20 protein-coding genes and 3 pseudogenes are annotated in these 26,712 nt (G+C 60.9%); 4 read left to right on the top strand and 19 right to left on the bottom strand.

The genetic code is table 11. The annotated features are described in order from the left end of the window. Positions 1-436: 436 nt before the first annotated feature. Positions 437-1,258 (bottom strand): hypothetical protein, encoded by an 822-nt coding sequence (locus XH98_RS34695; RefSeq protein WP_271598077.1) that lies wholly within the window; start codon positions 1,256-1,258, stop codon positions 437-439. A gap of 710 nt (positions 1,259-1,968) precedes the next feature. Between XH98_RS34695 and XH98_RS34690 the strand changes: the two genes are divergently transcribed. From XH98_RS34690 to XH98_RS34680, 3 genes are read left to right on the top strand one after another with little or no spacing between them, the layout of a single operon-like run. Next, positions 1,969-3,222 (top strand): hypothetical protein, encoded by a 1,254-nt coding sequence (locus XH98_RS34690; protein ID WP_271621249.1) that lies wholly within the window; start codon positions 1,969-1,971, stop codon positions 3,220-3,222. A 13-nt stretch (positions 3,223-3,235) separates the two neighbouring features. Next, positions 3,236-3,559: a hypothetical protein gene (locus XH98_RS34685; protein WP_271598079.1), complete on the top strand. Its 324-nt coding sequence runs from the start codon at positions 3,236-3,238 to the stop codon at positions 3,557-3,559. Between the two features lie 25 nt (positions 3,560-3,584). Then, positions 3,585-5,099: a tyrosinase family protein gene (locus tag XH98_RS34680; RefSeq protein ID WP_271621248.1), complete on the top strand. Its 1,515-nt coding sequence runs from the start codon at positions 3,585-3,587 to the stop codon at positions 5,097-5,099. Between the two features lie 187 nt (positions 5,100-5,286). On the opposite strand, the gene XH98_RS34675 is transcribed toward XH98_RS34680, so the two are convergent. The 17 genes and pseudogenes from XH98_RS34675 to XH98_RS34595 all read right to left on the bottom strand — a co-directional run bounded on the left by XH98_RS34675 (position 5,287) and on the right by XH98_RS34595 (position 22,691). Next, positions 5,287-5,805, bottom strand: a complete 519-nt coding sequence (locus tag XH98_RS34675; RefSeq protein ID WP_271621247.1) for a hypothetical protein — start codon at positions 5,803-5,805, stop codon at positions 5,287-5,289. A 173-nt stretch (positions 5,806-5,978) separates the two neighbouring features. Next, complete coding sequence (locus XH98_RS34670) at positions 5,979-7,109, bottom strand: aminotransferase-like domain-containing protein (RefSeq protein ID WP_271621246.1); 1,131 nt, start codon at positions 7,107-7,109, stop codon at positions 5,979-5,981. A 19-nt stretch (positions 7,110-7,128) separates the two neighbouring features. Further along, positions 7,129-8,706, bottom strand: a complete 1,578-nt coding sequence (locus XH98_RS34665; protein WP_271598084.1) for a class I tRNA ligase family protein — start codon at positions 8,704-8,706, stop codon at positions 7,129-7,131. 1 nt (position 8,707) lies between these two features. Continuing rightward, a complete protein-coding gene (locus tag XH98_RS34660; protein ID WP_271598085.1) occupies positions 8,708-9,037 on the bottom strand; it encodes a cupin domain-containing protein in 330 nt (109 codons plus the stop codon). 21 nt (positions 9,038-9,058) lie between these two features. Continuing rightward, a complete protein-coding gene (locus tag XH98_RS34655; RefSeq protein ID WP_271621245.1) occupies positions 9,059-9,841 on the bottom strand; it encodes a phytanoyl-CoA dioxygenase family protein in 783 nt (260 codons plus the stop codon). Further along, positions 9,831-10,955 (bottom strand): MFS transporter, encoded by a 1,125-nt coding sequence (locus XH98_RS34650; protein ID WP_271621244.1) that lies wholly within the window; start codon positions 10,953-10,955, stop codon positions 9,831-9,833. Before XH98_RS34650 ends, XH98_RS34655 begins: the two co-directional genes overlap by 11 nt. A gap of 506 nt (positions 10,956-11,461) precedes the next feature. Next, a pseudogene (locus tag XH98_RS34645) lies at positions 11,462-12,589 on the bottom strand (SidA/IucD/PvdA family monooxygenase); the annotation flags it as partial. 246 nt (positions 12,590-12,835) lie between these two features. Then, a complete protein-coding gene (locus XH98_RS34640) occupies positions 12,836-13,105 on the bottom strand; it encodes an outer membrane protein (protein WP_271621411.1) in 270 nt (89 codons plus the stop codon). Between the two features lie 113 nt (positions 13,106-13,218). Beyond that, positions 13,219-13,447, bottom strand: a pseudogene (locus XH98_RS34635) (4-hydroxybenzoyl-CoA thioesterase); the annotation flags it as partial. 415 nt (positions 13,448-13,862) lie between these two features. Then, on the bottom strand, positions 13,863-14,744 hold the full coding sequence (locus XH98_RS34630) for a terpene synthase family protein (RefSeq protein ID WP_271621243.1): 882 nt from the start codon (positions 14,742-14,744) through the stop codon (positions 13,863-13,865). Continuing rightward, positions 14,741-16,288, bottom strand: a complete 1,548-nt coding sequence (locus XH98_RS34625) for a hypothetical protein (protein ID WP_271621242.1) — start codon at positions 16,286-16,288, stop codon at positions 14,741-14,743. Before XH98_RS34625 ends, XH98_RS34630 begins: the two co-directional genes overlap by 4 nt. Positions 16,289-16,481: 193 nt before the next feature. Beyond that, complete coding sequence (locus XH98_RS34620) at positions 16,482-17,480, bottom strand: polyprenyl synthetase family protein (protein ID WP_271598097.1); 999 nt, start codon at positions 17,478-17,480, stop codon at positions 16,482-16,484. A gap of 154 nt (positions 17,481-17,634) precedes the next feature. Next, positions 17,635-18,972 (bottom strand): cytochrome P450, encoded by a 1,338-nt coding sequence (locus XH98_RS34615; protein WP_271621406.1) that lies wholly within the window; start codon positions 18,970-18,972, stop codon positions 17,635-17,637. A gap of 5 nt (positions 18,973-18,977) precedes the next feature. Next, positions 18,978-19,823, bottom strand: coding sequence for an SDR family oxidoreductase (locus XH98_RS34610; protein ID WP_271621241.1), 846 nt, complete (start codon positions 19,821-19,823; stop codon positions 18,978-18,980). A gap of 4 nt (positions 19,824-19,827) precedes the next feature. Further along, positions 19,828-20,118, bottom strand: coding sequence for a ferredoxin (locus XH98_RS34605; RefSeq protein ID WP_271621240.1), 291 nt, complete (start codon positions 20,116-20,118; stop codon positions 19,828-19,830). Position 20,119: 1 nt separating this feature from the next. Then, complete coding sequence (locus XH98_RS34600; protein ID WP_271621239.1) at positions 20,120-21,409, bottom strand: cytochrome P450; 1,290 nt, start codon at positions 21,407-21,409, stop codon at positions 20,120-20,122. A 79-nt stretch (positions 21,410-21,488) separates the two neighbouring features. Next, positions 21,489-22,691, bottom strand: a complete 1,203-nt coding sequence (locus XH98_RS34595; protein ID WP_271621238.1) for a cytochrome P450 — start codon at positions 22,689-22,691, stop codon at positions 21,489-21,491. A gap of 2,098 nt (positions 22,692-24,789) precedes the next feature. Here XH98_RS34595 and XH98_RS34590 point away from each other — a divergent pair. Beyond that, the gene (locus tag XH98_RS34590; RefSeq protein ID WP_271598095.1) at positions 24,790-26,100 is read left to right on the top strand and encodes a DUF3422 family protein; all 1,311 of its coding nucleotides are present in this window, start codon (positions 24,790-24,792) and stop codon (positions 26,098-26,100) included. Between the two features lie 187 nt (positions 26,101-26,287). Here XH98_RS34590 and XH98_RS34585 read toward each other — a convergent pair. After that, a pseudogene (locus XH98_RS34585) lies at positions 26,288-26,428 on the bottom strand (DUF736 domain-containing protein); the annotation flags it as partial. Between the last annotated feature and the right edge of the window lie 284 nt (positions 26,429-26,712).

Here is a 26,712-nt window from a genome sequence, read left to right as displayed (position 1 = left end):
CTTCCGTGTGCATCTGCAGCACACCCCGCACCCGGCTCTTCCCGAGGGTAATCCGCGTCATATCCGCGCCTGCGCCCATGTGCGAGTGATTCGTGGAGTTGGCAGGCGGAGGCGTGCCGTCAGGGTCTCGAACTCCGGCCAGCCCATGCGCCGACTTTTCTGGCTGCGTCTCAGCCCCGCTTCTAAGCCGCGCTATTGCACCCAAAATCGAGTCACTTCAATCTTGCAAAGCGACTTTCAGTGCGTTTTTGAGAGCAACGCACCCGTGATCACAAGCAATGGCCAGTATGCGTTCTAAACGCGCGCCTCTCGTCTTAGTCGGCCATTCGTTCCTCCATCAACCAATGATCTAGGTGAAGCTTGTGCGAAACTTGGTGCGTGCGAAGCATTGCGGATAGTTCGTGCGACGCGTCCAAACTTGCGTCCCTCGGTGGCGTCATCTCGGAGCCAGCGTCCGATTGCCGTTTGAGACTGCGATGCCGATTTCCTGCGCTTGATGCGAAGCCAATGCGACATTGGCGGTGCCCGGCTTAAAGGCCGCTCCGAATGTTATCAGGAGATCGTGCGTCCGCGTTCGCCCAAGCGATGCGAGCGTCGAGCCGTCGCCGGCCGAAAACCGGACGAGCTTCCAGACCGGATTCGCAGTACCGGAGGTGATCACCACGAATTTGACGTGGTAGCTCAACACATCTTGTTTGAACGTATCCCCGGCATCTCTAGGTATCGAAGACGACGGAAGTGCAAGCTCGGACTGGAGCCTATCCCGCAACCACTCCGAGATTCCTAGATGACTCTCCAACAGGAACGACGAACCGTGGAACGAAGGTCTGTCTTGATCACAAGTACCGCCGGAGAATTTGCGAAGCTTATCAAGATTCCAATAATTGCCGAACTTGTCCTCGCGCGTACCTTGGGATGAGAGCGTTCCGCCGAGGCCGAGCGAGCGCGCCTGGCCGTCGGCTAGAGGATCGATGAACGATACGCCGGGATTCAATGCCCCCGTCTCGTCGACCTGAAGGTCGACGGTGGTCTGTACTCCCCATCGAGTCGGCAGCAAGGCGTCGTTGTCATGCACGGCCTGAACGATGTCGCAATAGATCTTTTCCCGGATCTTGAATTCAAGATCGCCGCCTGCTGTCAGTACCGGAGTGCGGGACGTCTCCCACGCCTCCTGCATCTGCGGAACGTAGGTCCCGCATCCGGAAAGGGCTACGCATATTCCGGCCGCCGCTGCGGCCGACGTGATCGCTCGCTTCATCGTGCCCACTCCACGTCACTGCTGCTGTTGCGTCTTCTTGAGAGCGTCGAGCAGCGATTGGAGCGGAACACCGTTAATACTGAAGTTTTCGAAGTGCGCAGCACACGTCCAAAGGCAAGACGTGCGACCGCCCTCCGAGTTCTTTGCGACGTTGCAAGCGGCGCGATCACAGTTGATTTCCTGGGCCGGGAGAATGTCCTGGCAGGCCGGCTCCTTCTGCTTGGGGCAGAGGATCGTTTCACTGCGGACGGAATTTGCAGCGCAGCACATTAGAAGGGTAGCGATGAGAAAAGAACGAAACATTTTTGCCCCATAGAAATACAATTGCAAATTGCCGCATAACGAGGTAACAATCAAGTCATCGATATCAGCGATTTTCGTCGGGACGTTATGCAAGACGCCGTTTGACTAGGCCTGCGTAGGGCCAGGTCGGGTTCTATTTTCTGCTTTAACTTTCGACCCGTCCTCAAGATTCGAGCAGCACGATTAATTCAACTTCGCGGAGGTTTTCCGTGAGCCCTTTTTCATTTCGAATAGATTGCGTTCGCGTCCTCGCAACTCTCGCTTTTGCCGTTCTTCCTGCCGTGAGTTATGCGGAGTGCACGGCAGACCCTCAGTGGCTACCGAGGACCCCGACACCTACCTTCGACCGACCGCCGCCGCATCCGGCACCGGATTGTGTTTTCTACAAACCTGCCTGGCACAACTTCTTGTTCGCCGCCCAACCTGTGAACGGAAATCCGGCCTTCCTCTCCTATCCGACGATTGGTGATGTTTTCGGAGCTGCAATCGGATCGAAATTCGCGTCAAAGAGGCTGAACCTGTTGGCTGTGGCGCCCCGCGCGTTAAAAGGGTCGAACAACTTCACCGCTGATACGATGAGATTCCCGGGACCGAGCACCCCCGGCTCCATAAACGCAGGGGTGCGTCAAGCGGGATTTGCAGGCCTTCTGATCGATCAGAGCGGCCAACCGATCTTCTACGCCATACATATGAACCAGAGGTTCGTCGACTTCGTTCGAGCAAAGAAGCTGACCACCAAGGCGGAGATCGAGAGCGCCGACCCCAACCTCGAACTTCCAACGGGATCGGTCGAACTTAAATCTGCCTGGCGCGTCGTTCCGAAGGGTAGCATTCCGTCGAATTATATCACGGTTACCGAAGCCAGCGTTCCAACGCTAAAGCGTAATGGCCAGCATCTGGAAATCGATGAATCCGCGCCGCCTCGGACTGAGACTGTCGCGCTACTCGCTCTTCACGTAGTGTTCAGACCCGAAGGACATCCCGAATTCGTCTGGGCGACCTTCGAACATGTGAATGAAAACGGCGTACGCGATCTGGCACCGGCTGCTGCAGCTCAACCCTCCGTCGACAATGGGCTGCCGGGCGGCGTCGACGGACCGATCAGTGCACAGGACTTCACGCTTTACAAAAATGGTACCCTCGCGTCGGCAGCGAACCATTTTCTGAAGGACGATGCGATGGTGACCTCGTTTGACGAGAAATCCCAAACATTTCTCAGCGGTGGGAAGCCGGTTGAAACGTCTATCTATCGGTTGTTCGCTGGATCAAAGTCGGTTGGAACGGGTATAGGCGAAGATGGTGATGTCACCGATCTCAACACGTCTATGACGTCCCTGTTTGCGCAGAGCGCTCCGAACGACCCGCGTCGCAATTATCGGCTCGTGGGGGCGATCTGGATGGATAAACCGCAACTCCTCACGGTGGACATGCCTATCGTAAATCCGGCCGGTATGGATACAGACGATCCGGCTGCGATCGTCGCCGGCGAAGATGGTCTCTCGAGCATGGCGATGGAGTCCTTCACTCAGAATAGCTTCGTCAACTGCTTCAGCTGTCACGATACGCAGGCAGTGACGGACAGCAACGCCAACGTCGTATTGAGCGCCAGGAAGCTGAACGTCAGCCACATTTTCTCGAAGTTCGTCATCGACTCGAAATAGCGAGGAGACCGAAATGGGTTTCGATCAAGTCAAAGGCATCCTCGATCAAGGTATGACGACATGGGTCCAAGCCAAGGGGAGGCCGGCCAACTTGCAGGGCCACGGCGCGACGTTCAAATGGGACACCAAGGCCGATCTCCTCGCGGCGTCGGGCCATGGAAAGCGCCTCATTCAACCCGACGTCATTGGCCAAAACGGCGCCGCCGCCAACCTAGTGATCGATCTCCGGGCGGGTATAGACAGCCCTCTGCTGCGTATGCCGAAGGGCGGCCCATTTATACCGGATGATCAGATCAAGATTATCGAGGACTGGATCACGCAGGGGTGCCCGGACTGACGTCCCGACTCGCAGGAGAACCAAAATGACACTCACGCGAAGAGCGATACTGTCGTACGCCGCGCTTATCGGCCTACCTCAGGTCGTCGTTCAGACGGCGGTCGAGGCGCAAACCGGCCCCGTAAGAACCCGCCAAAACGCCAAAACATTCTCGCAGGACCCTCAGAAGGTGGCCGCCTTGCGTGCCGGTGTCGGCAAGATGAAGGCCAGGACCAAAGCAAATCAGGATGATCCACTCGGATGGTATTACTGGTCGGCTGTTCACGGCACGACCGACGATCCTGGCAGTCTGGGCAAGATCTATAATCAGTGTGAGCACACGCGCTTTAGGCCAAATCCCTTGCGCCCAACGGCCGTGGCTGAACATTTCATCTCGTGGCACCGTCCGTTTCTATTCTTCTTCGAGGCAACACTCAAACGCGCCGCCCAAGAGGCCGGAGCGACGACCCAGTTCGAGCTACCTTACTGGAATTGGTATGAAGACGAGGACGTGCCGAAGATTTTCACTGAAGGCAACGATGCGACTAATCCGTTGTGGCACGCCAGAGTGAACGAAAGCGTCAATAGCGGCGCATTATCGCGGTCGCCGCTGGACCAGAAAGCCCTGTTGCCGCCCTCTGTGTCCGACTGGCGTAAGTGCTTTTCGATCCCGTTTGAGCTGGATCCGCACGGTGCGGTTCATAATCTGATTGGCGGGGATATGGGAAACATCTTGGCTTCGGCGAGAGATCCGGTTTTTTGGGTTCATCATGCGAATATCGATCGGCTCTGGACGGTCTGGACGAAGATGGCCGGCCATACGAACCCGAACGACACGGCTTGGAAGCAAACGACCTTTACGTACGACCAGGCTGGCGACATGAAGCAGACGGCTGGCGCGGTGGTAGATAGTCAAGGCTCGCTCGGATACCGTTATGATGACGAGGCACCACTTCCGGCATTTCAGCCGGCTGTGATTGCCGCAGCCACCATCCAAAGCGACACACCGATGCCTCTGCCTGGTCCCACAGCCAATTCAGCTATGGCTACTGTCGCCGCGGCGAAGCCAGTGGCACTCGGCGCAAGTTCTGTGGCGGTCGACCTCAAGCTACCGCAATCGGCCCAAACGCAGCTCCATAGTCTCACCACCGCTGGCACTCCGCCCGGTCCTGGCGCAATCACCGCAGCATGGCTTGTCCTCGAAGACGTCGAGATCGGAACCGACGGCAAGAACGGCGGTTTCAGCTTCAACATTCTGGCGACGCTACCGGACGGGCAGCAAGGCACCCGGCAAGTCAAGGTAGGTCAGCTCGGTACGTTCACTTGGCCTACCGATGACGGGGGCCACGGCGCCCACGCGGGACATTTGGCGCCTGTATCGCTGACCATTCCGCTGAAGGATGTACTTTCGGAGCTTGGTTTGTCCAATCCTGGAGATCTCGCCAACGGGCTACGTGTGGTGTTTCAGGCCCAGCATAAGGAGAAGCCTGGTGAACCTCCAAAGGAATTCGTGAGGGTGGGGTCTATTTCGATCAAGACATCGACCGCGCCATTGCAATGAAGGCCGACGTCGCCAGCATCAAGCAGGCGGCGTTCTGTTGTCGGCACAGTCGTTCGAGGGCTTGATTTTGATCCGGCCCTCGCCAGGGTCGTTTATGATTTGAACTCTGCTGTAGCGGCATTTCTGTCGACGGGACGGCCGAGCCGTTGCGGCCTACGCCCTGCTCCAAAGCGGGCGGGGCCTCACTTCAGATCCGCCGGATGAAATTCTTGTAGAGCTGGTTTTCAATTCTCTCCACTCGTGGGTTGGCTTGTCGTTCGTGTTTGAACGCAACGATCCACATGCTGGCCCCGAACACGAGCGGCGGCAGATTTGTTGCGACGGCGATTGCCGCCATCACGACGAAAAACGTCTCGGAGGTGACGTCTGCCGCGAGAGAAACGACGAAAAGACCCAAGAAAGACAGATGTCCATCTATCAGGACCAGTGTCCGTGCCAACGACCCTTCCCATAATATTCGGCCCAACTGCAGAATACAGAGGTAGAGGGCCAGCTCGCTGTAAGACTGCGTTATCTGGAACGATTTCGCCGCAGCATTGGCGTCTGAGCCCAAACGTCCGTTAATTTCTTCCAGATGCTCGTCGATGACGGATAGAGATCTTTCGGTTTTGACGCTCAGCGGTTCGTAGAACGAATCGAGCGCTCCGAACCCAAGATTTGCTCCGACAGCTAGTTGCAGGAGGCTTGACAAGTCGCTGAGCGGCATAGCGCTACTCGCGTCCTAGGCTGGGGGCGCACCAAGGCGACCTTGCCGGCCGGGCAACAAAGCAGGACGGCGACTTTTTGTGTCCTCGCGAGCATCTCTCTTCAGAAGTGTCGGCGCTGGGAGCTGGGCCTCGTCCCAGATCGGAAAACTCTGCTGAAACGTACCACGCGTGCCTAGCGGTTAGCATGCAAGTGACTTAAGCGCTCCAGCCCCTGCTCAATGAGAGATATTGGAAGATAGCTGAAACACAGGCGCAAGTAACGGCCACTTCGTGGGCCATAGTTGCGACCATTTATAAGGTGCACGTCGTGCTCGCGGCTTGCAGCTTCAATAAACCTCTTCGGATCCGTACCCAGAAGACGTACCCAGAACGAAAAGCCCCCGCTTGGCACGCTATATTCCGGGTCGCAAATCCGGCTGCACTGCAATAAGCTATGTACGCTGTCTCGCTTCGCTCGGTAGTGCTCGCGCAAGCGTGTTATGTGCGAGTCAAGAGCGTTCGATTGCAACAACCCCAAAACGACGTTACTTAGAACCGGACTTACGCCCCCGTCGCGTTTGAGGTGCGCAAGCCTATGGATGATGTCCGACTCCGCAAGCACCCAGCCTACCCGTAGCCCCGGTCCGGCAACTTTCGAGATGCTATGGACATTGATCACGTTATTGCCTGGCGCCAGCCAATGCGCTGGACCGTTGTAGGGTAACTCAGCATAGACAAGGTCCTGCACCAAGAGAGCGCCACTGCGGCTCAGCAGTGACGCCAATTTGGCCACATAGTCGCGCGACATCTGGCGTCCGGTCGGATTATGAAATGCTGGCATCGTGTAGAAAAGCTTCACCCGGGCATTGGTCTGCAGCATTGCCTCGACCTCGTTTAGATCCACTCCCTCTGCGGCCAGACCTAGCTGGACCACGGTTGCACCCGCGATCGAAAACGTACGCAGTGCACCCAAGTAGGAGGGGTCCTCCGTCAGGACCACGTCACCGGGGTCAATCCAGCTATCGGCAAGCAATTGTAAGGCCTGTGAAGCTCCACCCGTAAGCATAATTTGGTCATGCCGCACACCGTACCTCAGTGCGAGCTTTGTACGGAGTTCGGGCAAACCCGCCGCATCCGTATACTGCGGAAGATCGGCGAGAGCCACACCTGTACCTCCGTCAAACCCGCCCGGCCACGGCAGTTCTGCAAACATCACCGGGTCAGCCAGCCCGTAGCCAAAATTGATACCATGCTTCGCACTCGAGGAGTTGAACGGCGCGAAACCCTGAGCGATAGCGCTGCGTCTTGAGATGCGGGAATTCATGGCTTCATCATTCGGATCGTCATGATTGCGAAATCTGTTCTTTGCGAAAGCGCTTATTGTACTCCGCGGCAAAGTTTTCGGGTATTGGCGCGCTGAAACGGGGAAAATCCACCGACGTCTTTGGCTGGGCTGCTACTGCGAAAGTCTCGAGGGACGGCCGCCATGCACCGCCAAAGTAATGCTGGCCGTAGCCCATCGCTAGCTCAGGTACTACGGGATAGAGGAGGCTCAGGAACAGCGAGATCTGCGCAGCATTCCATGTCCAATCGTCTGCATGTGCAAAGCCAGCTAGCTCGAAGCACCTATCGATGATATCAAGCGCATCCCAGAAACGAAGTCCGGTGACCGCTTCGGCGTAATCTTCAGCGAAGCGTCGGAAATTCGGAGAGAGTTCGGCGCTCTCTACTGTACGTGCGTTTTCTGCACACCGCCGTAACGCATCTTCCCAGACCCGCATGTGTGACGCTGCCGAGATGAGTCCGTCGAGATTAAAATCGTTTGCGTCGGTTCCAAAGGGCTTGGCCACTCGCGCCAGCGCATAACGGAGTACGTTTGGTCCTACGTCACGCGCCACTTCATCGGCCCAAAGAGCATGGTCACGACTAGTGGAAAACTTCTCGCCTTCCAGCTTGTAGAAATCCTGGACGGAGTGATTCTTTGGAATTCGGTAACCGCGCGCGAGTAGAGCGCCGGCCACACCTAGCGTGTAATAGAAGCGATTATCTTGCCCCATGAAGAAGAGAAGTTCGCTATTCTCGTCGTGCAACGTCGCGTTTGCGTCCAGACCTAAGCGGGCGCATTGCTCGCGAATTCCGGTATCGAAGCACCAGAGGCCCTCAAACCATGTAAGCAGCGTTTGGCCGATCAGAGAGTCCGGCTGTTTTAGCTCCACACCGTGCCTGAAATGGCGGGTCATCGGCAAGCCGCGCACCTCCCGGTGTAGCCAAGCGCGCGCCTTGGCGCGTATCGGCTCGGGCCATCCGCTTTCTCCAATGGCCTCGTGCAGTGAGTGAGCGAGACGTGGCATGTCGAACACGGCCTGCGTGATGGGTCTTAGCACAAGATTGCGGCCGCAGGTGACGTGCCGGGCGTCGCAGATTGTGTCGTGCTGAAGAGCCAGCCCGCAGTTCTCACACAGGTTGCTGTCGCAAGGCGATGAGCAAGCCGGGCAACGGCCAGTTGCGAGCGAGTCCGCAACGAGCTCATCGCAATCTTCGCAATACAGTTGGACGCCCTGCCGTACGTCGACGTAGCCGGCCACCTGCAGCTCGCGGAATATCGTCAGCGCATTTCCCTTGTGAATCGCGCTCGACGTGCGCACGAACACATCAGGCGTAATTTGCACGGCGCGCAAACACTCTAAGATCTTATGAACGTATTCTTCTGCGACCTCGCCAAAGGATCGGCCGAGCTTTCGTGCCGTTTCTAGCGTATGCGTGCCGTGCTCGTCCGAGCCGGTGATGTAGTAGGCCCGATGGCCGGTCATGCGTTGCAAGCGGACGAATATATCAGCGAGTAAATACACACCGCCGACGTGGCCCAGATGTAGTTTGCCGTTAGGGCAAGGCGGCGCGGGACAGACAAAATAAGTGCGCACGTCAATCCCACCAGATCGAGATGAACTTGAGAGTGCTCTCTTGGCTGATATTGCGAATAGTGTGCGTCTGATGTGGCGACATGTAACACAAGGTCGCTTCGCTAACATCACGGGCCTGACCGTCGACCTCGAACTCTCCACGACCAGAGATCAGCAGCCACAGCTCGTGCTCCTGATGATCGTGCGGGTCGACCGCATCGCCTGGAGCGAGCTCCACGACTGAAGCGCCAAATGCTGGGCTGAGACCCTCCGGGAGATGTTCTAAAAGGCGCCAGACCAGAACGCCGTATTCGGTTCTCATCAGAGAATGATCGAGCTGTGTCGTGTACACGTTGGTCTTCCTCAGAAGTGGCTAGCAGTCGCGATAGAATATGCCATTGGGACGCTTTAGGTTCTCAAGATCCGCCAAAGCTTCCTCTGGTGGGTTGTAGGCACGCTTCATACGGTTGTATTCGGTGCGTGTAGGCCCCCCAGTGGTTGCGCGCTGGAATACCAAGTGAATCGCACGTCGCGACCGATCGCTCTTGTTTGGCAAGGAGTAATGGGGCGCATAATCGTCGAAAATGAATACATCGCCAGCTTTCAGTCGCACCGGCTCCCATGCGAATGTCTCGGCGATCTCCGGGTGAATCACACCACCGGCATCCATCGGAAACATTCCTTCCTTATGGCGAGCTGGCGTGAAGAAGAGCCCACCGTTACCCGGGCCGGAGGCGTCCACGGCGATGGATGCAATTGCGTGCACCATGCGTTCGGGTATCTTGTGCGGGACATGATAGATGTCCTGATGAGGGCGGTATCCGCCGCTGTCCGGATACTTGAAGATCAGAAGTTCCTTCAACATCCGTGTCTTCTCATTCAAGAGCGTCTCGACCGCTATACGAATGCGGCCATCGGCTAAGAGGGCGTCCCTTAGAGGGGCATGGTAGTCTAAGAAGTTCTCGGCCTTTGAGATAATTTTTCTGCTGTCACTCGTCTTCTCGAACCACAACATCCACTTGTCGGAGCTTACATCCCAACGTGCAACTTCCTCAACGTAACGAGAAATCTTGTCGCGCGTCGCTGGATCGAAGAACTTCTCCAATCGAAGGTATCCATCATTATTCCATTTCGATTGTTGCGCTTCAGTCAGCATGTGCGAGCTCCTTCCTAAGATGAGACGGATCAGCTGTGCATCTGCCGAGGCGGGTTGCTAGCACCGCATTAAGAGCGGTCGCGCTCAATAGGCTCAGCAACATCACGTCAGGACCGAATCCACGGACCAATTGCCCTCCGACCATAGGAAAGCCGAAGAGCCCGAGAAAGTATGCGAGGGTAAAGATCTGCGATGTAGCGGGCACGGAGACGCCGTGCTCGCCAGCGAGATTGACGGCTATCGTATTCAAGGTTGAATAACTCAACCCATAGCCGGCGGCAAAGAGGACAGAGGCCGCAATATAGAGTGAGGTGCTGCCACCGTTGAGAAGGAACAGTACCAGAGACGCAGCGGTCAGTAGGATGAGCGTGAGCGCCAGTCGGCGCAACGGCAGGCTGCCCATGAGATGAGCGACTGAGAGGCGCAGTACCACGCTCGTAGCAGTAAACACGAGAAAGAACAGATCGGGATTCAAGTGACGTGATGCGGAATACGCGCTCTGATATGTGGACAGCCCCGCGAACATGCAGGCTGAAATGGTAATCATGGCGATCGGGAGTGCTGTGCACTTCTGAAGCAGTGTCGTAGTCGCGGCCAGTGTAATTGCGATATCTGGCATAGCCAGTGCCGATAGCCTCGACGTCGCGCGTCTTGTAAGGTCTACGCAGGCGGCGGCGATCACGCACGCAATCGCAAGCACCGCGTAAATCGTTGCCAGCGTGCCAGTGTATTTTGCAAGCAAGTGACCAAGTGGAGCTGCCAGGCCGAGCCCAGCCATTTGTGATCCGGATAAGACCGTTAAATACTGAATACGGGCTGAGGGCAGTAGATGGCGGATTATCTGCAGCGGTGCCAAAATGAAGAACACCGACCAGGCAGCGCCCACCAGCAATCCTCCACCGTACGCCGCTCGCGTATCGAGGGCAGCGCCGGCAAAGGCAAGCATGGCTAACGCCATAAACAGCGATGCGACAGTCAACGTGGGCAAAAGGCCCATCCGCTTTGCCAGCCACCCTGCCAAGCAACAGGAAACGAGAGTGCTAGCCATGCCGCTGGAAATGACAAGACCCGCGGCTTGACCATCCGTTTCGAGCGCATGCATGTAGTCCGGCAATAGAAAGCTAGTGCCGTAAGCTGCTGCAATGAAAATGGAGGCAATAAAAAATGGTACAGAGGCGCGGTAGTCGAGCGTGCCCGAAAGCTGGTCGGCAGTGTTGGCCGTTCCATCCGCAATCCGGCCCTGCAGCGGTGAGGTCGAGCCGCCGTTCCTGTGCCACCCGATACCTGTCGGGTTGATCGCATCGCAACCCCACCGGCGTCTCGTTCAGACGCGTCCGAAGGTGCGTAAACCTGAATCATCTGCCTATCGGATGTATTCAAATAGAACGGTCGGCCGAGGAGGCTATTGATAATTTGACTGTTACGGTACGCGACCAAAGATAGATTGGCGCTCTGCAATCCGTGCTGCACGCGGCTTTGATTTTGTAGATATATTGGTCCTGGCATGGGCCGACCGAAGCGGACTGCGTAGTCCACGCCAAGTACTGGCAGGCCATCTTCCATACACGCTCCCTCGAGCAAGGCCTCCAAGAAGGGCGGCGTACGTGGCTGGAAACCAGTAGCAAGCACGATACGATCGACGAGGATGCAGGTATTTCGTTGCGTTGCGACCTCATCTAGATCTACTCGCCAGCCCTGTTTGTGGGAGGTAATGTCTTTCACGACTACGCTCGGCAACACACGAAAACGATCGGCCAGCGTGCCATCTACGGTGCGTTCGTACAACATTTCATATAAGCGGTTGCACAAGTCGACGGAAATGCCATCGCTCGTAAGCATCTCGCCCTCGACCAAATCGCGGCGTCGCTGAAGCGGTAGAGCGTGAAAGCGATGGCTATACTCGGGCGTGTAAGCCTCATTCACGAAGCTGTTGTCGTCGATGGCAAAAAAGTTCGAACGCGACGTTGCCCACGTGATCTGAGTGGATACAGAACGAGTAAGAATGTCCTCGATAATCTCAGCCCCGCTCTGACCGCCTCCCACAACGAGCACATGCTCGGCCTCATGCGGTAGCGGCCGCTCGAGATAGTCAGCTGCATGGTAGACAGTGCCACATAGGTAGGATCTGGCGCAGGCGGGGATCCGGGGCTCTACGCCAACACCAACAACAACAGCGCGTGCTAAGTATGTGGTCGTATTCGTGTTGATGCGGTAGCCGTCTCTAAAGGGAATGACATCCTTGGCGTCCTCGGAGAAGCGGAGCGTCTTGAGTCGCCCTGCGACCCAGCGGTAATACTCAATAAACTCCTGCCGGGACGTTGAAGCATTGCGCTTGTTGACAAAGCTGTAGATCCGACCATGCAGTGCCAAATAGTTGAGGAATGAATATGGGCTAGTAGGATCGACCAGGGTCACGCAATCCTTGAGCGGCGACACCTGTAGGCGACTGTTCGGCAGCGCAAGGCCTGGATGCCAGACAAGCCCGTCTCGCTTCTCCAGGAAAAGTGCGCGGAGCGGAGTAGGTTCAATAAGCGCTGCAAGACTAAGGTTAAATGGGCCGATCCCAATTCCGATGATATCCAGGATTTCCACAGAAGCCTCCTTGAACTCGTGTAAGTTCTTGTCGTTGGCGCTCGCGTAAAATCTGTCCGGGTCCGGGTACGTCGCTTCATTGATTAAGCCCGTTTGTGTGACTTGGGATGGGGCAGCGGCTTGGCCTGTAGCCGCGGCAGTGGTCTGTCTGCTCATTAGCAACCGCCATGCCACGTACAAAATCTCGACTGCGCCTTGTTGGACGAGAAGAACATGTCCAGCTACGGCATTTCGTGCGGAATTGCCCAGGCAGCTCTGTCGGATTTACGACATTCCGGCGGCAATCGGACATACACATGAGGAATTCGGCGCGCAGGGATCTATGGTTGAAGACCAACACACCGTGAGTGCTCGTCTACACCGACAATGTCGGCTACGTAGACAAGCGCGTAACGGCACTCGCTAGCCGTTTCCCCTGGGGGTGGCGCCAAAATGGTAGTTCAATCCGATCTTTCCGACATGATAGTTCCTAGACAGGCTCGTTGTGTTCGCCGGAAGAATTGCCAAAGGCGGATCTTGCACGGTGGCAGGAGTCGCGACACTCGGCCCGCCGAAATGCAGATAGTCATACTCGGCTGTAAACGACCATGCGGGCGTGAGCGCCTGCTCGACGCCCAGCCCGATGATGCCCCCGAGACGACCATAGTCGAAATCGGTTTTCTCCTGTGGCAACCGGCCCCCTCGTAGTTATTGACGAAGTCGCCCTGATTGTTTTGCCAAGCCACGCCTCCCTTGATGTAAGCCATTGGGTCGCCCAGCACGCCGAACGCGTATGGTGCTGCTGCGACGGAACGGGCAACAAAGGCAAAGCCTGGCGGATCGTTCCGCGTTTCCTTGAGCAGCGCTTGCTGATTGGTGCCGAGCAGGCGCAAGTAATTCGTTCCGCCACGTTCCATGAAACGCAAAAAGATTCGCGTGATAAACAATCTGGCCGGCGTCGGAATCTTCAAAGTAGACACGGACCTGCATGTAGTGCCGTCCGTCTCGAACTTCGCCGTCAAGAGAGACTGTCACAGCGCGGTTCCTCTTATTGCGCGTCCGGGACCCTCATACAGAGGCGTTTTTCTGAGCAAGCGCCAAAATCTTGAGTTTGGCTCCAGCTGCCGGAAGCACAGCGGCCTGAATGCGGCAGGCGTTGCGCTGCTGACGTCGACTTCGGACGAATGTATCGAAGATCTATCGTCAGCGCGTATTGCGGGAAGTGCGCATAAGAACGTAGGCGGAGTTCTGCTGCTACCGAAGCTGCATCTCTGGGATTTCGCGATGAGCGATGGCAGCCCCTTTCATCGGCAATCCATAGACCAACTATCCGCTTCCCCAGGGCTCTCTACCACTGCGTATTGCACGGTGGACTACGAGGGCATCCGCCGGATCGGACCGAAGGCAGCCGCGCACGCCGCCGCCTCCCGCGCGTTCACGCCGGCGCACGTTAGCCTCCTCCCGCAGCGTCGCTGCGGTAGCGGCTGGTCGAGGTCTGGTAGTACTGCGCGCGGATGGCCGCCATGGCCTCGATCAACGGTCCCCAGGGCGCGGGAAAGCGTTCTTTCGCTATCACCCGATCCAGCATGCGCGTATGGCCGGCTAGCTCGTCGTTGAGGAACTCCACCACCGGCATAGCCGGATAGCGCTGCAGCAGCAGGATCGCCGCGTTATCGGCCTCGCCGGCGGACCTGTCCATGTCGCGTCCATGCAGATCGTTCTGCAGGCGCCCTATCGCGGAGATGAGCCGCAGGACCTGGCGAAACGCCGGACGCGCGCGCAAGGTCGCCATGTCCAGTCCCCACAGCAACGACAGGCAACAGAACACGTTCGCGTAGGCGATCGAATCGATGCCGTTATGCAGGTGCTCGGCGTAGGACCAGCTTCCCGCCCCTGCCGCCTGCGCGTGTCCGGCGCGCAGCGCCGCGCAGTAGCACCGGGTATCGTCGAGAAGCTGAGCATAATCGCGACGATCGTAGGCGAGCGCGGCCAGCGAAGCGCGCAGCACAGCGCAGCCCTCGAATCCGGGGAGCGCGCACGGCACGCCCTGCCCCAGTGCCTGCTCCACCGCGGCGAGCTGCTCCGGCGCGATCAGGCCAAGGTCGTTGCAATCGTCCAGCCAGAACAACAGCGCCAGTTCGCGATAGAACGCCACGGTCAGCGTTTCGTCCTGCGGATCGCGGCCGGTGCGGGCACTGATGTCGTGCAGACTAGGGTAGATGCGCTGCAGGATGTACTGGCCGCCCCTGACCGCTTCCACGGCGTGCTCATCGGCGAACCCGGTCAGGGAACGCCCCCACTCCAGCACCTGCTGCAGCGCGCGTTCGGTCATGGCGCCGCTCCTGTTCCCTCGGCCAGGACGCGCCGCCCCCAACCAAGCGCCAGCCACAACCCGGCGAGTTCGGCCACGCGCACGACCCGGGTGGGGCAATACAGTTCCTTGCCGATCCACAGCGGAGTCTGCGGCAATGCATGCGCCGCGTGGCGGGCGAGCATCCACTCCAGCGCACGCGCCACCGCCTGCGCAATGCGCCGCCGCCCTGTCGGCTCTTCGCTCCCGTCCATCACGTGCAACGCGAACAGCGCATAGGCAGTTTCCTCGAATGTGGACACGCGACCGGCGCCCCAGCCGCCGTCGTCGCGCTGCGCCTGCAGCAGCGCCGCCAGCGCGCGCTCGTCGCGCCACCGGGGCTTGCCTTGCGCCAGCGCTGCAACCGCATGCGCGGTGGGATACAGCCACGAAACGTGCCATTTTTCGTTGTCCCAGAGACCGTGCGGGTTGCGATTGGCCTCGACGTAGGCGCTGGTGCCGGCGGTGGGCTTTCCCAACAGTCGCAACGCATGCAGGGCATGGATGTTGGTCGACACCGAGGCATTGCGTTCGCCGTGGAAGGTGACGAACAGCTCGCCGATTTCGAAATGGCGCAACGCATCGACCGCCCGGTCGCGGCCTGCAAGGTGCAGGACGCACAACGCAACGGCGGTGTCGTCCGCATCTGCCGCGAAGTGCACGGCCGGGCCCAGACCGCGCACGCCCAGGCGGGCGTCGAGCTGCGCGACGATCACGCGCACCGCCCCGGCGAGCGCCGGATGCGCGAACAGACCGGCCAGATGCAAGGTGTACAGCGACCAGCATGGCTCGAACACATTGATCGGCCAGACGTTCGGAACGACACCTTCGATGCCGCTGCGCGTCGCTCGCGATGCCGCCTGCAGATACGCGTCGGCGCGCCCGACCTGCGGCGTGCTCCCCTGTGTCACGGCGTGCGCACGCCACGCGGCGGTGGCCGCCGGACTGATGCCGATGCTGCCGTCATCATCTGGCCATGCGGTTGTCGGCGACGTCCCCCAGGCTTCCCAGGAGTGCAGCAACGGATGGCCGCTCGGCAACGTCGCCACGGCGCCCAGCTTGACCCGCGCTTGCCGCAACGGCAACAGCGCCGGGTGGCGCGGAAACGCCTCGCCGCCCGGCAAGGATACGGCCTCGTCGCAAAACCGCGGCAGGATCAGCTCCGCGCCGATCGGCGCGTCGTCCGGCACCGCATGCGCATAGGGATCGGGCTGGCGCTGGAGGAACCGCGTTGCAGCCTGCACAGCGTCGGCAGCGCCGGGAAGCGAGTCGACACGCTGCAATGCCAGCAACGCCGCCCACGTCGGCGCATGACGGAACAGCGGGAAGTCCGCGCTTCCCCATCCGCCATCGGCCTGTTGCTGCGCGATGAGCCACGCGTATGCGTCCTGCCGACCGGTGACGTTGCCGCGGAACTGCAGAGCTCGCGCCGTGTCGTAGATCGATGGACCGACGCTGCCGCCATCGCGCATCTCGCACAGCAGGTAGCGCAATTCGGAAAGGATCTGTTCAGCCAGCGCGTTCACGCGGGATGTTCCTTCTGCAGACGGTGGACGGGAACCAGGATCGGGCAGACGCCGCGCACGTCGCCGCAGGCCCGTCGCTGCCGTACTGGGCGACCGCTGCGATCGGCGCCGCGGGCACGGACACAGTGCAGCATGCACCGCTGCCGCCGGCCGATCGCATGGCACAGGGGCGACTCCATGCGTACGGGCGCGCTCATGCGCATGGCGCGTGCTGGAACAGAGATGCGTCGGCCCGCTGCAGGATCTGCGCCAAGCGTTCCGCACGCGCCCCCAACGGGGCGACGGCCTCCCCGGCGTCGCGCAACAGATCCGACACGAACTGGCGCGCTGCCTGCAGCCCCATGATCGACGCGCAGGTCGGCTTCCGCGCCGCCGCGTCCTTGCCGGGGGTCTTGCCTAGGGTCGCGGTATCCGCTGTCGCGTCGAGAATGTCGTCGATCACCTGCAACGCCAGGCCGAAACAGGCGCTGTAGCGATCGAGCGCACAGTACAGCGCAGCGTGCGCGACATCCTCCGTGATGGCGCATAGCGCGCCCATACGAACGGATGCGCGCACGAGCGCTCCGCACTTCATCCGGTGCATCACCAGGATCCTGTCCAGCTCGACGTGCTTTCCAACCAGCGACAGATCCATGGCCTGCCCGCCCGCGGCACCCTCGACGGACACCGCCTGCGCCAGTTCGCGCACGAGCGCGATACGGTTGTCGCCCGGCGCATCCAGGCTCGCCAGGGTTAGGAAGGCGTGCGCCTGCAGCGCATCGCCGACCAGGATCGCGGTGGCTTCGCCGAACTTGACGTGCACGGTCGGGAGGCCGCGGCGAAGCACGTCGTCGTCCATCGCGGGCAGATCGTCGTGGACCAACGTACAGGCGTGCATCATCTCGATGGCGGCACCGACGTCATAGAGCATGTGCGCCGGCGTGTCGGCCAGTGCGCCGGCAGCCAAACAGAGCAAGGCGCGCGTGCGCTTGCCGCCGTGCAAGGTGGCGTAGCGCATCGCCGCCATCAGCTCGGTCTCACCGTCGTCTTGGACGCAGAGAAGACGCGCCAGCGCCTGTTCGACCCGCTTTACGCCGTCCTGCATCCAGATCTCGGGCAGCAGCCTGCCGGATGCGCCGCGCGCCTGCGCGCCCAATCCGCGGTTCGCGGAAACGCCAGCTCGGTCGTCGTGTGGCGTGGAACCGGTCTGCATGTTGTTCATGTCCTTGTACCTGCCAGGAGACAGCCACGACGAGCGGCGAGCCGCCGCGGTGTTGCAGGCCCCGCACCGAGCGCGCGCGCCGAGTGCAGCAATGCCGCTCGCCGCCGGCGCCGCTGCCTCACCACACGGAGCATGCGATGCCAACTCATGAGAATCCGATGCGGGTAGCCATAGACGGATGTGCGGTCGGGTAATAACGCCGGCCTTTTTCGACGCCGCTCAGCAACCGCGGCCTCACCCCGGCCTCGTGCATGGTCAGCGCCAAGGCGATACAGAACTGCACCAGTTCCAGCCATGCCAAGTGGTAGCCCATGCAGACGTGTGGGCCAGTACCGAACTGCAGCATGTCCACCGGCCGGATCGGGTCGGTGCGTTGCAGCCACCGCGCCAGCCGAAACTGATCAGGCGCCTCGTGCAGCAGCGCCGAGGTCGAGAAATGCAGCAGCGGTATGCACAGATCGGTGCCCGCAGGAATGCGCCGTTGGCCGAGTCGCAATTCACGCAGTGCGCGACGCACTAAGAGCGGCGTCGGCGGATGCACGCGCAGCGTCTCGCGGAACAGCGCCTCGGCGATCGGACACTGCGTCAGGTCCGCGTGCCGGATCGGCACCGCGCCTACGCGTTGCGCCTCCTCGACCAGGGCGTCCCACAACCCAGGCTGCCGCGCTAGCTCGATCACCATCCAGGCCATCGTCGAAGCGGTGGTGTCGTGACCACCAAGCAGCAGCAAGCGGATATTGGCGACCAGGACGTCATCGGAAAGCTCATCGTCGCTGCGATCAAAGGCGCTCACCATGTCGTTGATCAACCCGGTGCGCGAGGCATGTTCGCGCGCGGCGCGGACGAACTCGCGCAACCGCGCATCGATCCAGTCGCGGGCAGCGCGGCCGCGCCGCAAGGGCAGTCCGGGCAGGTCGATCGGGGGCGCGACGACCAACTGCAGCAGTTGCCGGTACTTGCGATGCCATCCCGGCAGGTCGTGCGCGGGGATTCCCATGAGACTGAAGATGAGCTTGAGCATCAGATCGCCGGTTTCGCGCAGGATGGTGACGTCGCCCCGGTCACGCCACCTCTGCACGCGCGCCTGGATGACGGGCGCGAACAGCTCGCCGATGCCGGCCTGGGTCAGCCCCTTGGGCAGAAGCGCCGCCTGGATCGCATCGCGCGCCTGCCGGTGCGCGATGCCGTCCTGGGCGACCAACGTTCCGCCAAACAATTCGGGCGCGATGTCTTCGATCAGCGCCGAGGACACGTCCTTGTGCCGGAGCAGTGCGAGAGCATCCGGATCCATGCAGGTGATCAGGTGGCCGACAGGACCAAAATCCAGCCAGAAGTGGCTACCCAGCGTCTGTTCCGCGCGCCGGAGCAGGCGCGGCAGGTCTCTGGCGATGGCGGGAAGATGCCCGACCAGCGGGAAAGCGCCGGGCACGACCGGGATGTCGTGCCGCAGGCAGTGTCGACGGTCTAACGGGTTGAGCAGCATGTCCGTCAGCCGCATGGCGCTGCGGTCGCTTCGGCGGTATCGTCGGCAGGCCGCGCGGCCCGGCTGTTGCCACCGTCGGCGTATGTCGGCACATGCGCCAGCATGCCGCCATCGATGCACACGACCTGGCCGGTGATGAACGCAGCATCGTCGGAGAGCAGGAACGCCACCAGCGCGGCCACGTCGTCGGGGTGGCCGACACGCGGCAGGAGCTGGTGCCGGCGCAGATGCCGTTGCATGCACGCGTCCAGCTTGGCGAGGAGTCGCTCGGTCATGATGAGACCCGGCGCAACCGCATTGCAGCGGATCTGCGCATGACCGTATTGGGTGGCGAGTGAGGCCGACAGCATGTTCATCGCCGCCTTCGACGCGGCGTAGGACGTCAGCGCGGTGTCACCGCTGAGCCCCTGGCACGACGACATGTTGACGATCGCGCCACCACCGCGGGCGATCATCCGTGGGATGGCCTGTCGGCAGCAGAGCAGCGTGCCACGCAGATTGGTCGCCATGGTCTGATCCCAGACCGCTAGGTCCAGCTCGAGGATCCCGCGGTCGCGCGGGGTCAGATGCATCGCGCTCGCGTTGTTCACCAGCAGGTCGACCCCACCGAAGTGGCGCTCCGCCGTCTCGAACAGCACTGCCACCGCCTGCGCATCGGCAATGTCAATCGCCAGGGCGAGCGCGTGGCCCGCTTCGGCCGCGATCTGCGCGGTGCAAGCGATAGCCGCCGAGCCTTCAATGTCGGCCACCACCACTCTGCCGCCCTCGCGCGCGATGGCGAGGGCGCATGCCTTGCCGATGCCGGCGCCGGCGCCGGTCACCACGGCCACTTTGCCTTCAAACCGTCCCATCGTATCATCCTAGATTGTGCCGGTCTTTCGCGGCATGCCGCTCGGCCTCCGCTGAAGAAGGCGCAGGGCCGGCGCTGCCGCGCTCGCCATCGCCAGCGTCGCTTTCGATGACCCTAACGGCGGCGACCGGGCACTGGCTGGCCGCGAGCCGCACGGCGGCGTGCAGCGCCCGCGGGACCGTCGACACGCACACTTCGGCCACGCCGTCCGGTTCGCGCTGGCGAAAGGTGCCCGGCAGCGTCAGCACGCACTGCCCGCTGGTTCCGCACAGGTGCTGGTCGACCATGACGCGCATCTCAGCTCCCCTGCGCATGCAGCCGCACCGGCAGCGCGCGGAACGTCCGAAGGAACGCCGAGGGCTCCCGGGTCGGCTGTTCGGCCAATGCCAGCCTGGGGAAGCGGGCCTGGATTCGCGGCAGGCTCTCGGCCAACTGCACCCGGGCCAGTTGCGCACCGAGGCAGAAGTGAATGCCGTGACCGAAGCTCAGCATGATCTTGCCGTCGGTCGACATGCCTGGATTGGTGCCGTAGAACCGCGCGGCATCGAAGCGATCGGGATCGGCGAAGGCGTCCGGGTCGCGATTGCCGGACGCGATCAGCACGCGCACGTCCGCGTTCTTCGGGATCACCACGCCGCCCAGTTCGATGTCGCGCAGGGCGATACGCGGAATGGAGCTGAACATCGCGGGCGCGTCGCAGCGCAGGACTTCTTCGACGAATGCCTTCACCCCCGCGGCGTCTGCCTGCAGCCAGCGCCGCTGTTCGGGATACGCCAGCATCGCCAGGACCGCATGGTCGATGGTCGCAGCAGTGGTCGCGAAGCCGCCCAGCAGCATGCCCCACAACATGCTGATCAACTCGGCATCCGATAGCGTGTCGGCATCATCATCATGTGCGCCGACCAGCATCGACACGATGTCGTGGCGGGGATCGGTGCGCTTGCGCTTTATGAGGCAGCCGAAGTAGGCCAGCACCCTGGCACTGGCCGCGTCCGCCGCGGCGAGCTGGGGATCGCTGGCGTGCGGGTTCAGGCCTTCCAGAATGGCGCCGATGCCGGCGGCGAGCCCGAACATGTCGTCTTGGGGCATGCCAAATAGTTCGGCGAAGACCAGCATGGGCAAGGTCAGCGCGAATTCCCGATGCAGGTCCACCGCCTCCCCGCGCTCCAGCGCGGGCGCCATGCCGTCCAGGCGCGCTGCGACGATGCGCGCGATGCTCGGCCGCAGGTTGTCGATCTGGCGCATGGTGAAATCGCGCGAGATGAGCCGGCGCAGACGCGTATGCGTCGGTGGGTCCTTCATCGCAAGCGTGGACGCCAGCAGATTGAGCGACAGGCTTCTCGCCGCACGCGGGAAATAGCGCGCCAGTTCGCCCGGCGCCGGTCCCCGAAACGCATCGCCCGTGGCCTTAAATGCCCAGGAGATATCGGCGTGGCGGCTCAACAGAAAGAGGCCCGACGCCGCGCGATGCACCGGATCGTGCTCGCGCAACCACCGCATGAACGGATAGGGGTTGTGGATGCAGGTTGGCGACGCCAGTTCGGCGAACGCGTCCCGGCATGCTGCCGTGGTTTCTTGCACGTCCATCTTGGTTACCTGTTGGTTGATCTGACCGGCGCGCGGCAGATTCCGGAGAAGATCGAGATCGCCCTTGGCGTCCGCGGCATCACCAGAGCACCGGGAACTGCTCGAACCCGCCGGTGATGATCTCCTTGCGCAACTTCAATTCTTCGGGCGACACGGCCAGGCGCAACGCGGGAAAGCGCTGGAAGATCGAACCGAACACCACCTTGAGTTCCAGCCTGGCCAGCGCCGCGCCGATGCAGGAGTGCGACCCGGAAGAGAACGCCAGGTGCGGCTCTCCGTCGCGTCCGATGTCGAAGATTTCCGGGTCGACGAAATGGCGCGTATCGAACGACGTCGCCGGCAGGCCGACCAGCACCTTGCTTTCCGGGGGAATATGCACGCCCGCGATGGTCACGTCGGTCCTCGGATAGCGCATGATGCCGTCCCAGCCCGCGCCCGGCGGGTACATACGCAGGATTTCCTCCACCGCCTTGTCCACCAGGGATGGATCGCGGACCAGGCGTTCGCGCTGTAGCGGATGGCGGAACATGGCCAGCAGGCCGAATTCGATCTGCGCGACAGTGCTCTCGTGGCCCGCCACCAACATGCCCGCCGCCAGGCCGATCGCCTCTTCCTCGGTCGCCTTGCCCTGGTCGACCGCCGCGAGCAGATCCGTTAACAGGTTGTCGCCCGGATCCTGGCGCTTGTCCCTCATCTTGCCGCGAATGTAGGCGCGCAGTTCGTCCCAAGCCAGGCGCGACGCGCTGCGCGGGCCGCTTTCATGCTGGTGCGTCATCACCTCGTCGGACACCCCGGCGAAAAAGGCGTGATCCTCGTAGAGCACGCCCATGAGCGCGCTGATGACCATGGCCGGAAGGGGAAATGAGAGGTGGCGCCGCAGGTCGGCGGGCTGGGGCTGGGCTGCCAACGTCTCGAACAACTGCGCGGCGATCGCCTCGACCTGCTGGGCGAGCAGCTTCACCCTGTGGTTGCTGAAAGACGGCGCCACGATCGTGCGCAACCGGGCATGCTCGCCCCCCTCGTGAGAGACCAGCCAGCCGGGCGAACCGAGAATCACCGAGTCCGGGGTGAATGCCGCCGGCGGCATTCCCGCCGGCCGGAACGCCGCGTCAGACAGTACCGCCTTGGCCTCGTTGTAGCCTGTCACCCACCAGCCTTTGTGCCCGGACGGGAAGCGCACGCGGTGGATCGGACCGTTGGCGCGCAGCACCAACATCTCGGGCGAGGGCTCGATGTGATCGACGCGCCACATCGGCAGCGTCGGCAAGGGTCGTTCGGACATGGTGGCACTTCAACCTCTAAGTGATGGAAGGGCGGAAGGTGACCGGCGGACGCTACGGGCAGCGAAGGACGTAAAACGGCATGTAGACGACGTCCTCCGCGGCGAGGATCGGTGCTAGATCCTCCAGTCGCACCAACAGCGCGGGGAAGGCGCATCGCAATTGCAGGCCCGCCAGCGCAGCGCCCAAGCAGAAATGCTTGGCCAATCGACAGGAGCGGGTTGTGCCGGGTGACATCGAACCCATCGCCATAGGATCGACTGACCGCAGGGATTGGTGAAGGAGGTCGACCGTACCTGTCCGCCAATATAGCCCCCGGACCAGTCCCACACTGCCGGTGGCAGTTTCACTCCTGGCTCAAAGTTCGCCGCTTTGGTTGCGCCGCTCGCGACGGGCGCAATTGTTGTGGCTCCCAAAAGGAGCACTCTAGATCGCATCCAACACCTGCCTGCATTTTCTCGGTCGACAACCGAGCGCCAAGTCACTGCCACAGCAAACCGTTGGAGGGATCAGACACTAACGCGGCGGTCCGTCCCGAAGACCATCACAGTGCGCTTGGCAACTATGCCGTGAACAGAGCAAATCGCGTGCCGAAGTGAATTCGCAGGCTCAGCAGACGCTTCGCAGCGGCGCGTAGTGTCAGGTTTCTGGCATTGAGTCTTAATGTCGACAACCGGCCCAGCAAGTGCCCGACAAAGGCCTGCTCTCGCGCTTAGTGTGCGGGGCAGCCCTTGCGCGATATTTCAAGCATGCTTGGCTCTCGGGGTGGACCTCGTCAGGACCTTAGATGCGCTCGCAATGCTCCGGACGAACGTAGCGGAGGCTTGGGGAGATGTAGACGCTTTTCTTTGCCCGCAGCCGCTTGCCCGCACGGCCGCTCAATGCCGCGTTTCCGAAAGCCGGCCGGGCCATCCGACAGTACATAACAGCTTCGCGAGCTGGGTGAAGCGGGTCATCCAAATTCTCTGTACCGGGTAGACCGCATAGCGACGGTCGACCGCTATCCGTCGCCGACCGGCATCAGGTTGAACTTGAGGTTCAAGCCTTTGCCGGTGGCTATGCGGCGAATTTCCCAGCCCGCACCTTGCGGCCTCGATGATGATCGACAGGCCGGAGGCGATCAACGGCGCACCCCGCACGGCTCAACAGCGAAGGAGGAACTTTCTTGTTTCACGAGGAATGACGGCGCAGCCAGCAGGGGATGAAAGTTGTGACGCCGCTGTTGTGCCATAAGCGATCGAGGCTTCTTAGCCGGCCTTCGGCCAGATCCACTCATCGAAGACGCCGCTTCGTCCGCTCGACCCGAAACAGAACTGACATCGACGAGAACGTGGCGATCCTCGCGTCCTGCAAAGACCGGCGAGCGAGTTTGACCGAGATTGGCTCTCGGCCGCGTGGCGACAGGCGGATCAAAACCTCCGCGACCGCACTCGAGCAATACGCCTGCCAAGTCGAGGCGGCCGTACTTGTGATCCGCGCTATTCGGTCGATCGCTCACGACACTCGCCACGTATCTGCCTCACTGCGAGCGAGCCGCGGCGCTTGCACTGCCCTGAATGTCACCTCAAAAGACGATGACGGCGTGCGCTCCGGCTGCGTGATAACGTCACCTCACGCGGCGTGACGTTATCCGCCGATCGGCCAATCCCTGCCGGGCTGGTCCGAGCCCGGTCAGTCGCCGGCCTCTGCATAGACAAAATCCGTCCACAGGATGGCGTCTCAGAGAATGTAGCCGCCTGGCGAGCGATCACCGTGCAAACAGGCAATTTCCTCTGGCCTGCGCCACGTACGCATCCTGTCAGATACAAGCGCGCTTCATGTCTGAAACCCGCCTCCAACTGTCTTCGAAAGCCACTGCGCCAAAGACGCAAGCGAGCCCCTTCTACAGTGATGGCCCAAATCCTGCACCGCCTCTCCGCGTCAGGGCGGCGGCAACAAGATGGGAGTCGTGTTTGGGCCTCGATCTGTCAATCGACAATGTGGTTGCCGTAACAGAGGTCGCCTGTCTGCACCCCGCTCGGGGAACGGAATACGCTCCGGCTTGCCACGCCTCGCGCGGCTGACGGCTGCTTGCTCACCCTGAAGAGAGGCGTCAATTACATGGTCGATGAATTTGATCTTCGAACCTTCACGCCACATCCGCAACGCGACGCCGTGCTCGGCGAAGTGCACGCGCGCCCTTTCACCCGCCTTGTTTCGCCATTCAGCGTGATCCACTTGGCTTTTCTTGCGCAGGGTGAGGCGGCCACAAGCGATCGCTGCCGTTTTATCGATTTTTGCCTCGAGCGCAATCTTCCGCCGCCTGAGCAATCGGCGAAACTTCATCAGATTGTCATCGAGCCCGCTACGCTACGTTGGGAGCAGCATTCGGAATTCACAACATTCACCTGGATCTGGAGAAACACAAATGGTTCTGCCGCAGACCGATTTGACAAAGTTGATGGTACCGTCCGATCACTGATCCGCGCGTTGCGTCAAACCGGCCAGTTGCTGGTCGCGATCAGGCTAGAAGTGGAGCAGGACGCCTCGCCGACCAGGCGCGCCGAACAGGTTTTTGACAAGAACAGCCTGGCCATGGTTGCTACAAAGAGCGGCGCAGGCGTTGCCGCCTCAGACTTCCGCGTAGACGAAAAAGGCTTTACGAAAATTCTCGTCTGCGACCTTGGATTGACGTCGCACGATCTCGGAGCGCTGGTGCAACGGCTCCTGGAGATCGAGACCTACCGTCCACTGGCGCTGCTTGGCCTATCGGCCGCCCTTGAGCTTGCACCTTCCGTTGATCGCATCGACCGCCGCCTTGTTGAGGCGCTCGAAAAAATGCAGAGCGGTGAGGGGCTGCAGTTCAACAACGATTTGCTCGCCGAGCTGACTGCGCTGGCCGCCTCCTTCGAAAAAGGCGCGACCGGAAGCCTGTTTCGCTTCGGCGCCAGCAGGGCCTACAACGAGCTGGTCCAATCACGACTGTCCATCATTGAAGGCAATGACGTCTCAGGTTATCCAACCTGGTCGTCGTTTCTGGCGCGCCGCATGGCGCCCGCAATGCGAACCTGCGCGACCGTAGAGGATCGTCAGGCGGCTCTGTCGGTCAAGCTGGCGCGTGCCGCCGATCTGTTGCGGACCCGTGTCGACGTCGAAATCGAACGACAACATCGTGACCTGTTGCAGGCTATCAACGAACGCGCGAGACAGCAACTTCGTCTGCAGTGCACGGTCGAAGGATTATCGGTCGGGGCGATAGGATATTATGTAGTCAGCTTGTTTAGCTATCTTGCCAAGGGCGCGCATGACGTCGGACTGCGGGTAGAGCCCTCGTTCCTGACCGCAGCCTTCGTGCCGATCGCAGTCAGCGTGATCTGGCTGGTGAGTTACAATATCCGTAAGCGACACCTCAAGCACGACGACGCGCCGTAGGTTGCTTGCGACTGAAGCTCCTTGAGGGAATCAGTGCGTCCATCCTGCGAAGCTCGCATGGTCGTGGTGCGACGCTGCCGCAAGAGCGCGGCCAGCTCCTGCGCAAATTAATGCCCGCCCAGACCAACCGGGCGAGGCATTGCGGATCGGATCAATCGCCGTTCCGACAGTTAGGACGAGACCAGATCTAGCTGAAGCCCTCGCCTTCTTCATCGGTGAACAGGTTGGCGAAGATCGGAGCAGTGAAGCTCGGATCGTCGGTATCTGGGGGGTTATCGCCCGGGCGGCTGGTTTCGGGCATGATGCGGACGTTCTTCGCCTGCAGCGCCGAGGGTCCGCACGAGGGCCCCGCCCTTGCGGGAGACGTGTGGAGGCGGCGCGTAGCGTTTGGATGCCTTGCGCGCGCCAAGGGCGCAGCCCTTTAGCTCTTTGTTGAAAAAAGAATGCGAGCGGCGTGCCGCTCTCCGTATTCGCGCGAGTGGGGATCGAAGCCGAATGGCCGAGACGGCCTTGCGGCTCGGTTCATATGTGGACGTATATGGACCCCGCCCGATTGCAACGACCGGCTTGATCAGGATCGACGATCACAACTGCTGACGTATATCCGGCTTC

It is taken from the genome of Bradyrhizobium sp. CCBAU 51745, assembly GCF_028128715.1.
In the GTDB taxonomy this organism is placed as follows: Bacteria; Pseudomonadota; Alphaproteobacteria; order Rhizobiales; family Xanthobacteraceae; genus Bradyrhizobium; species Bradyrhizobium manausense.
Note: the sequence above shows the minus strand (reverse complement) of the source record. Positions and strands in the feature narration are given on the sequence as shown.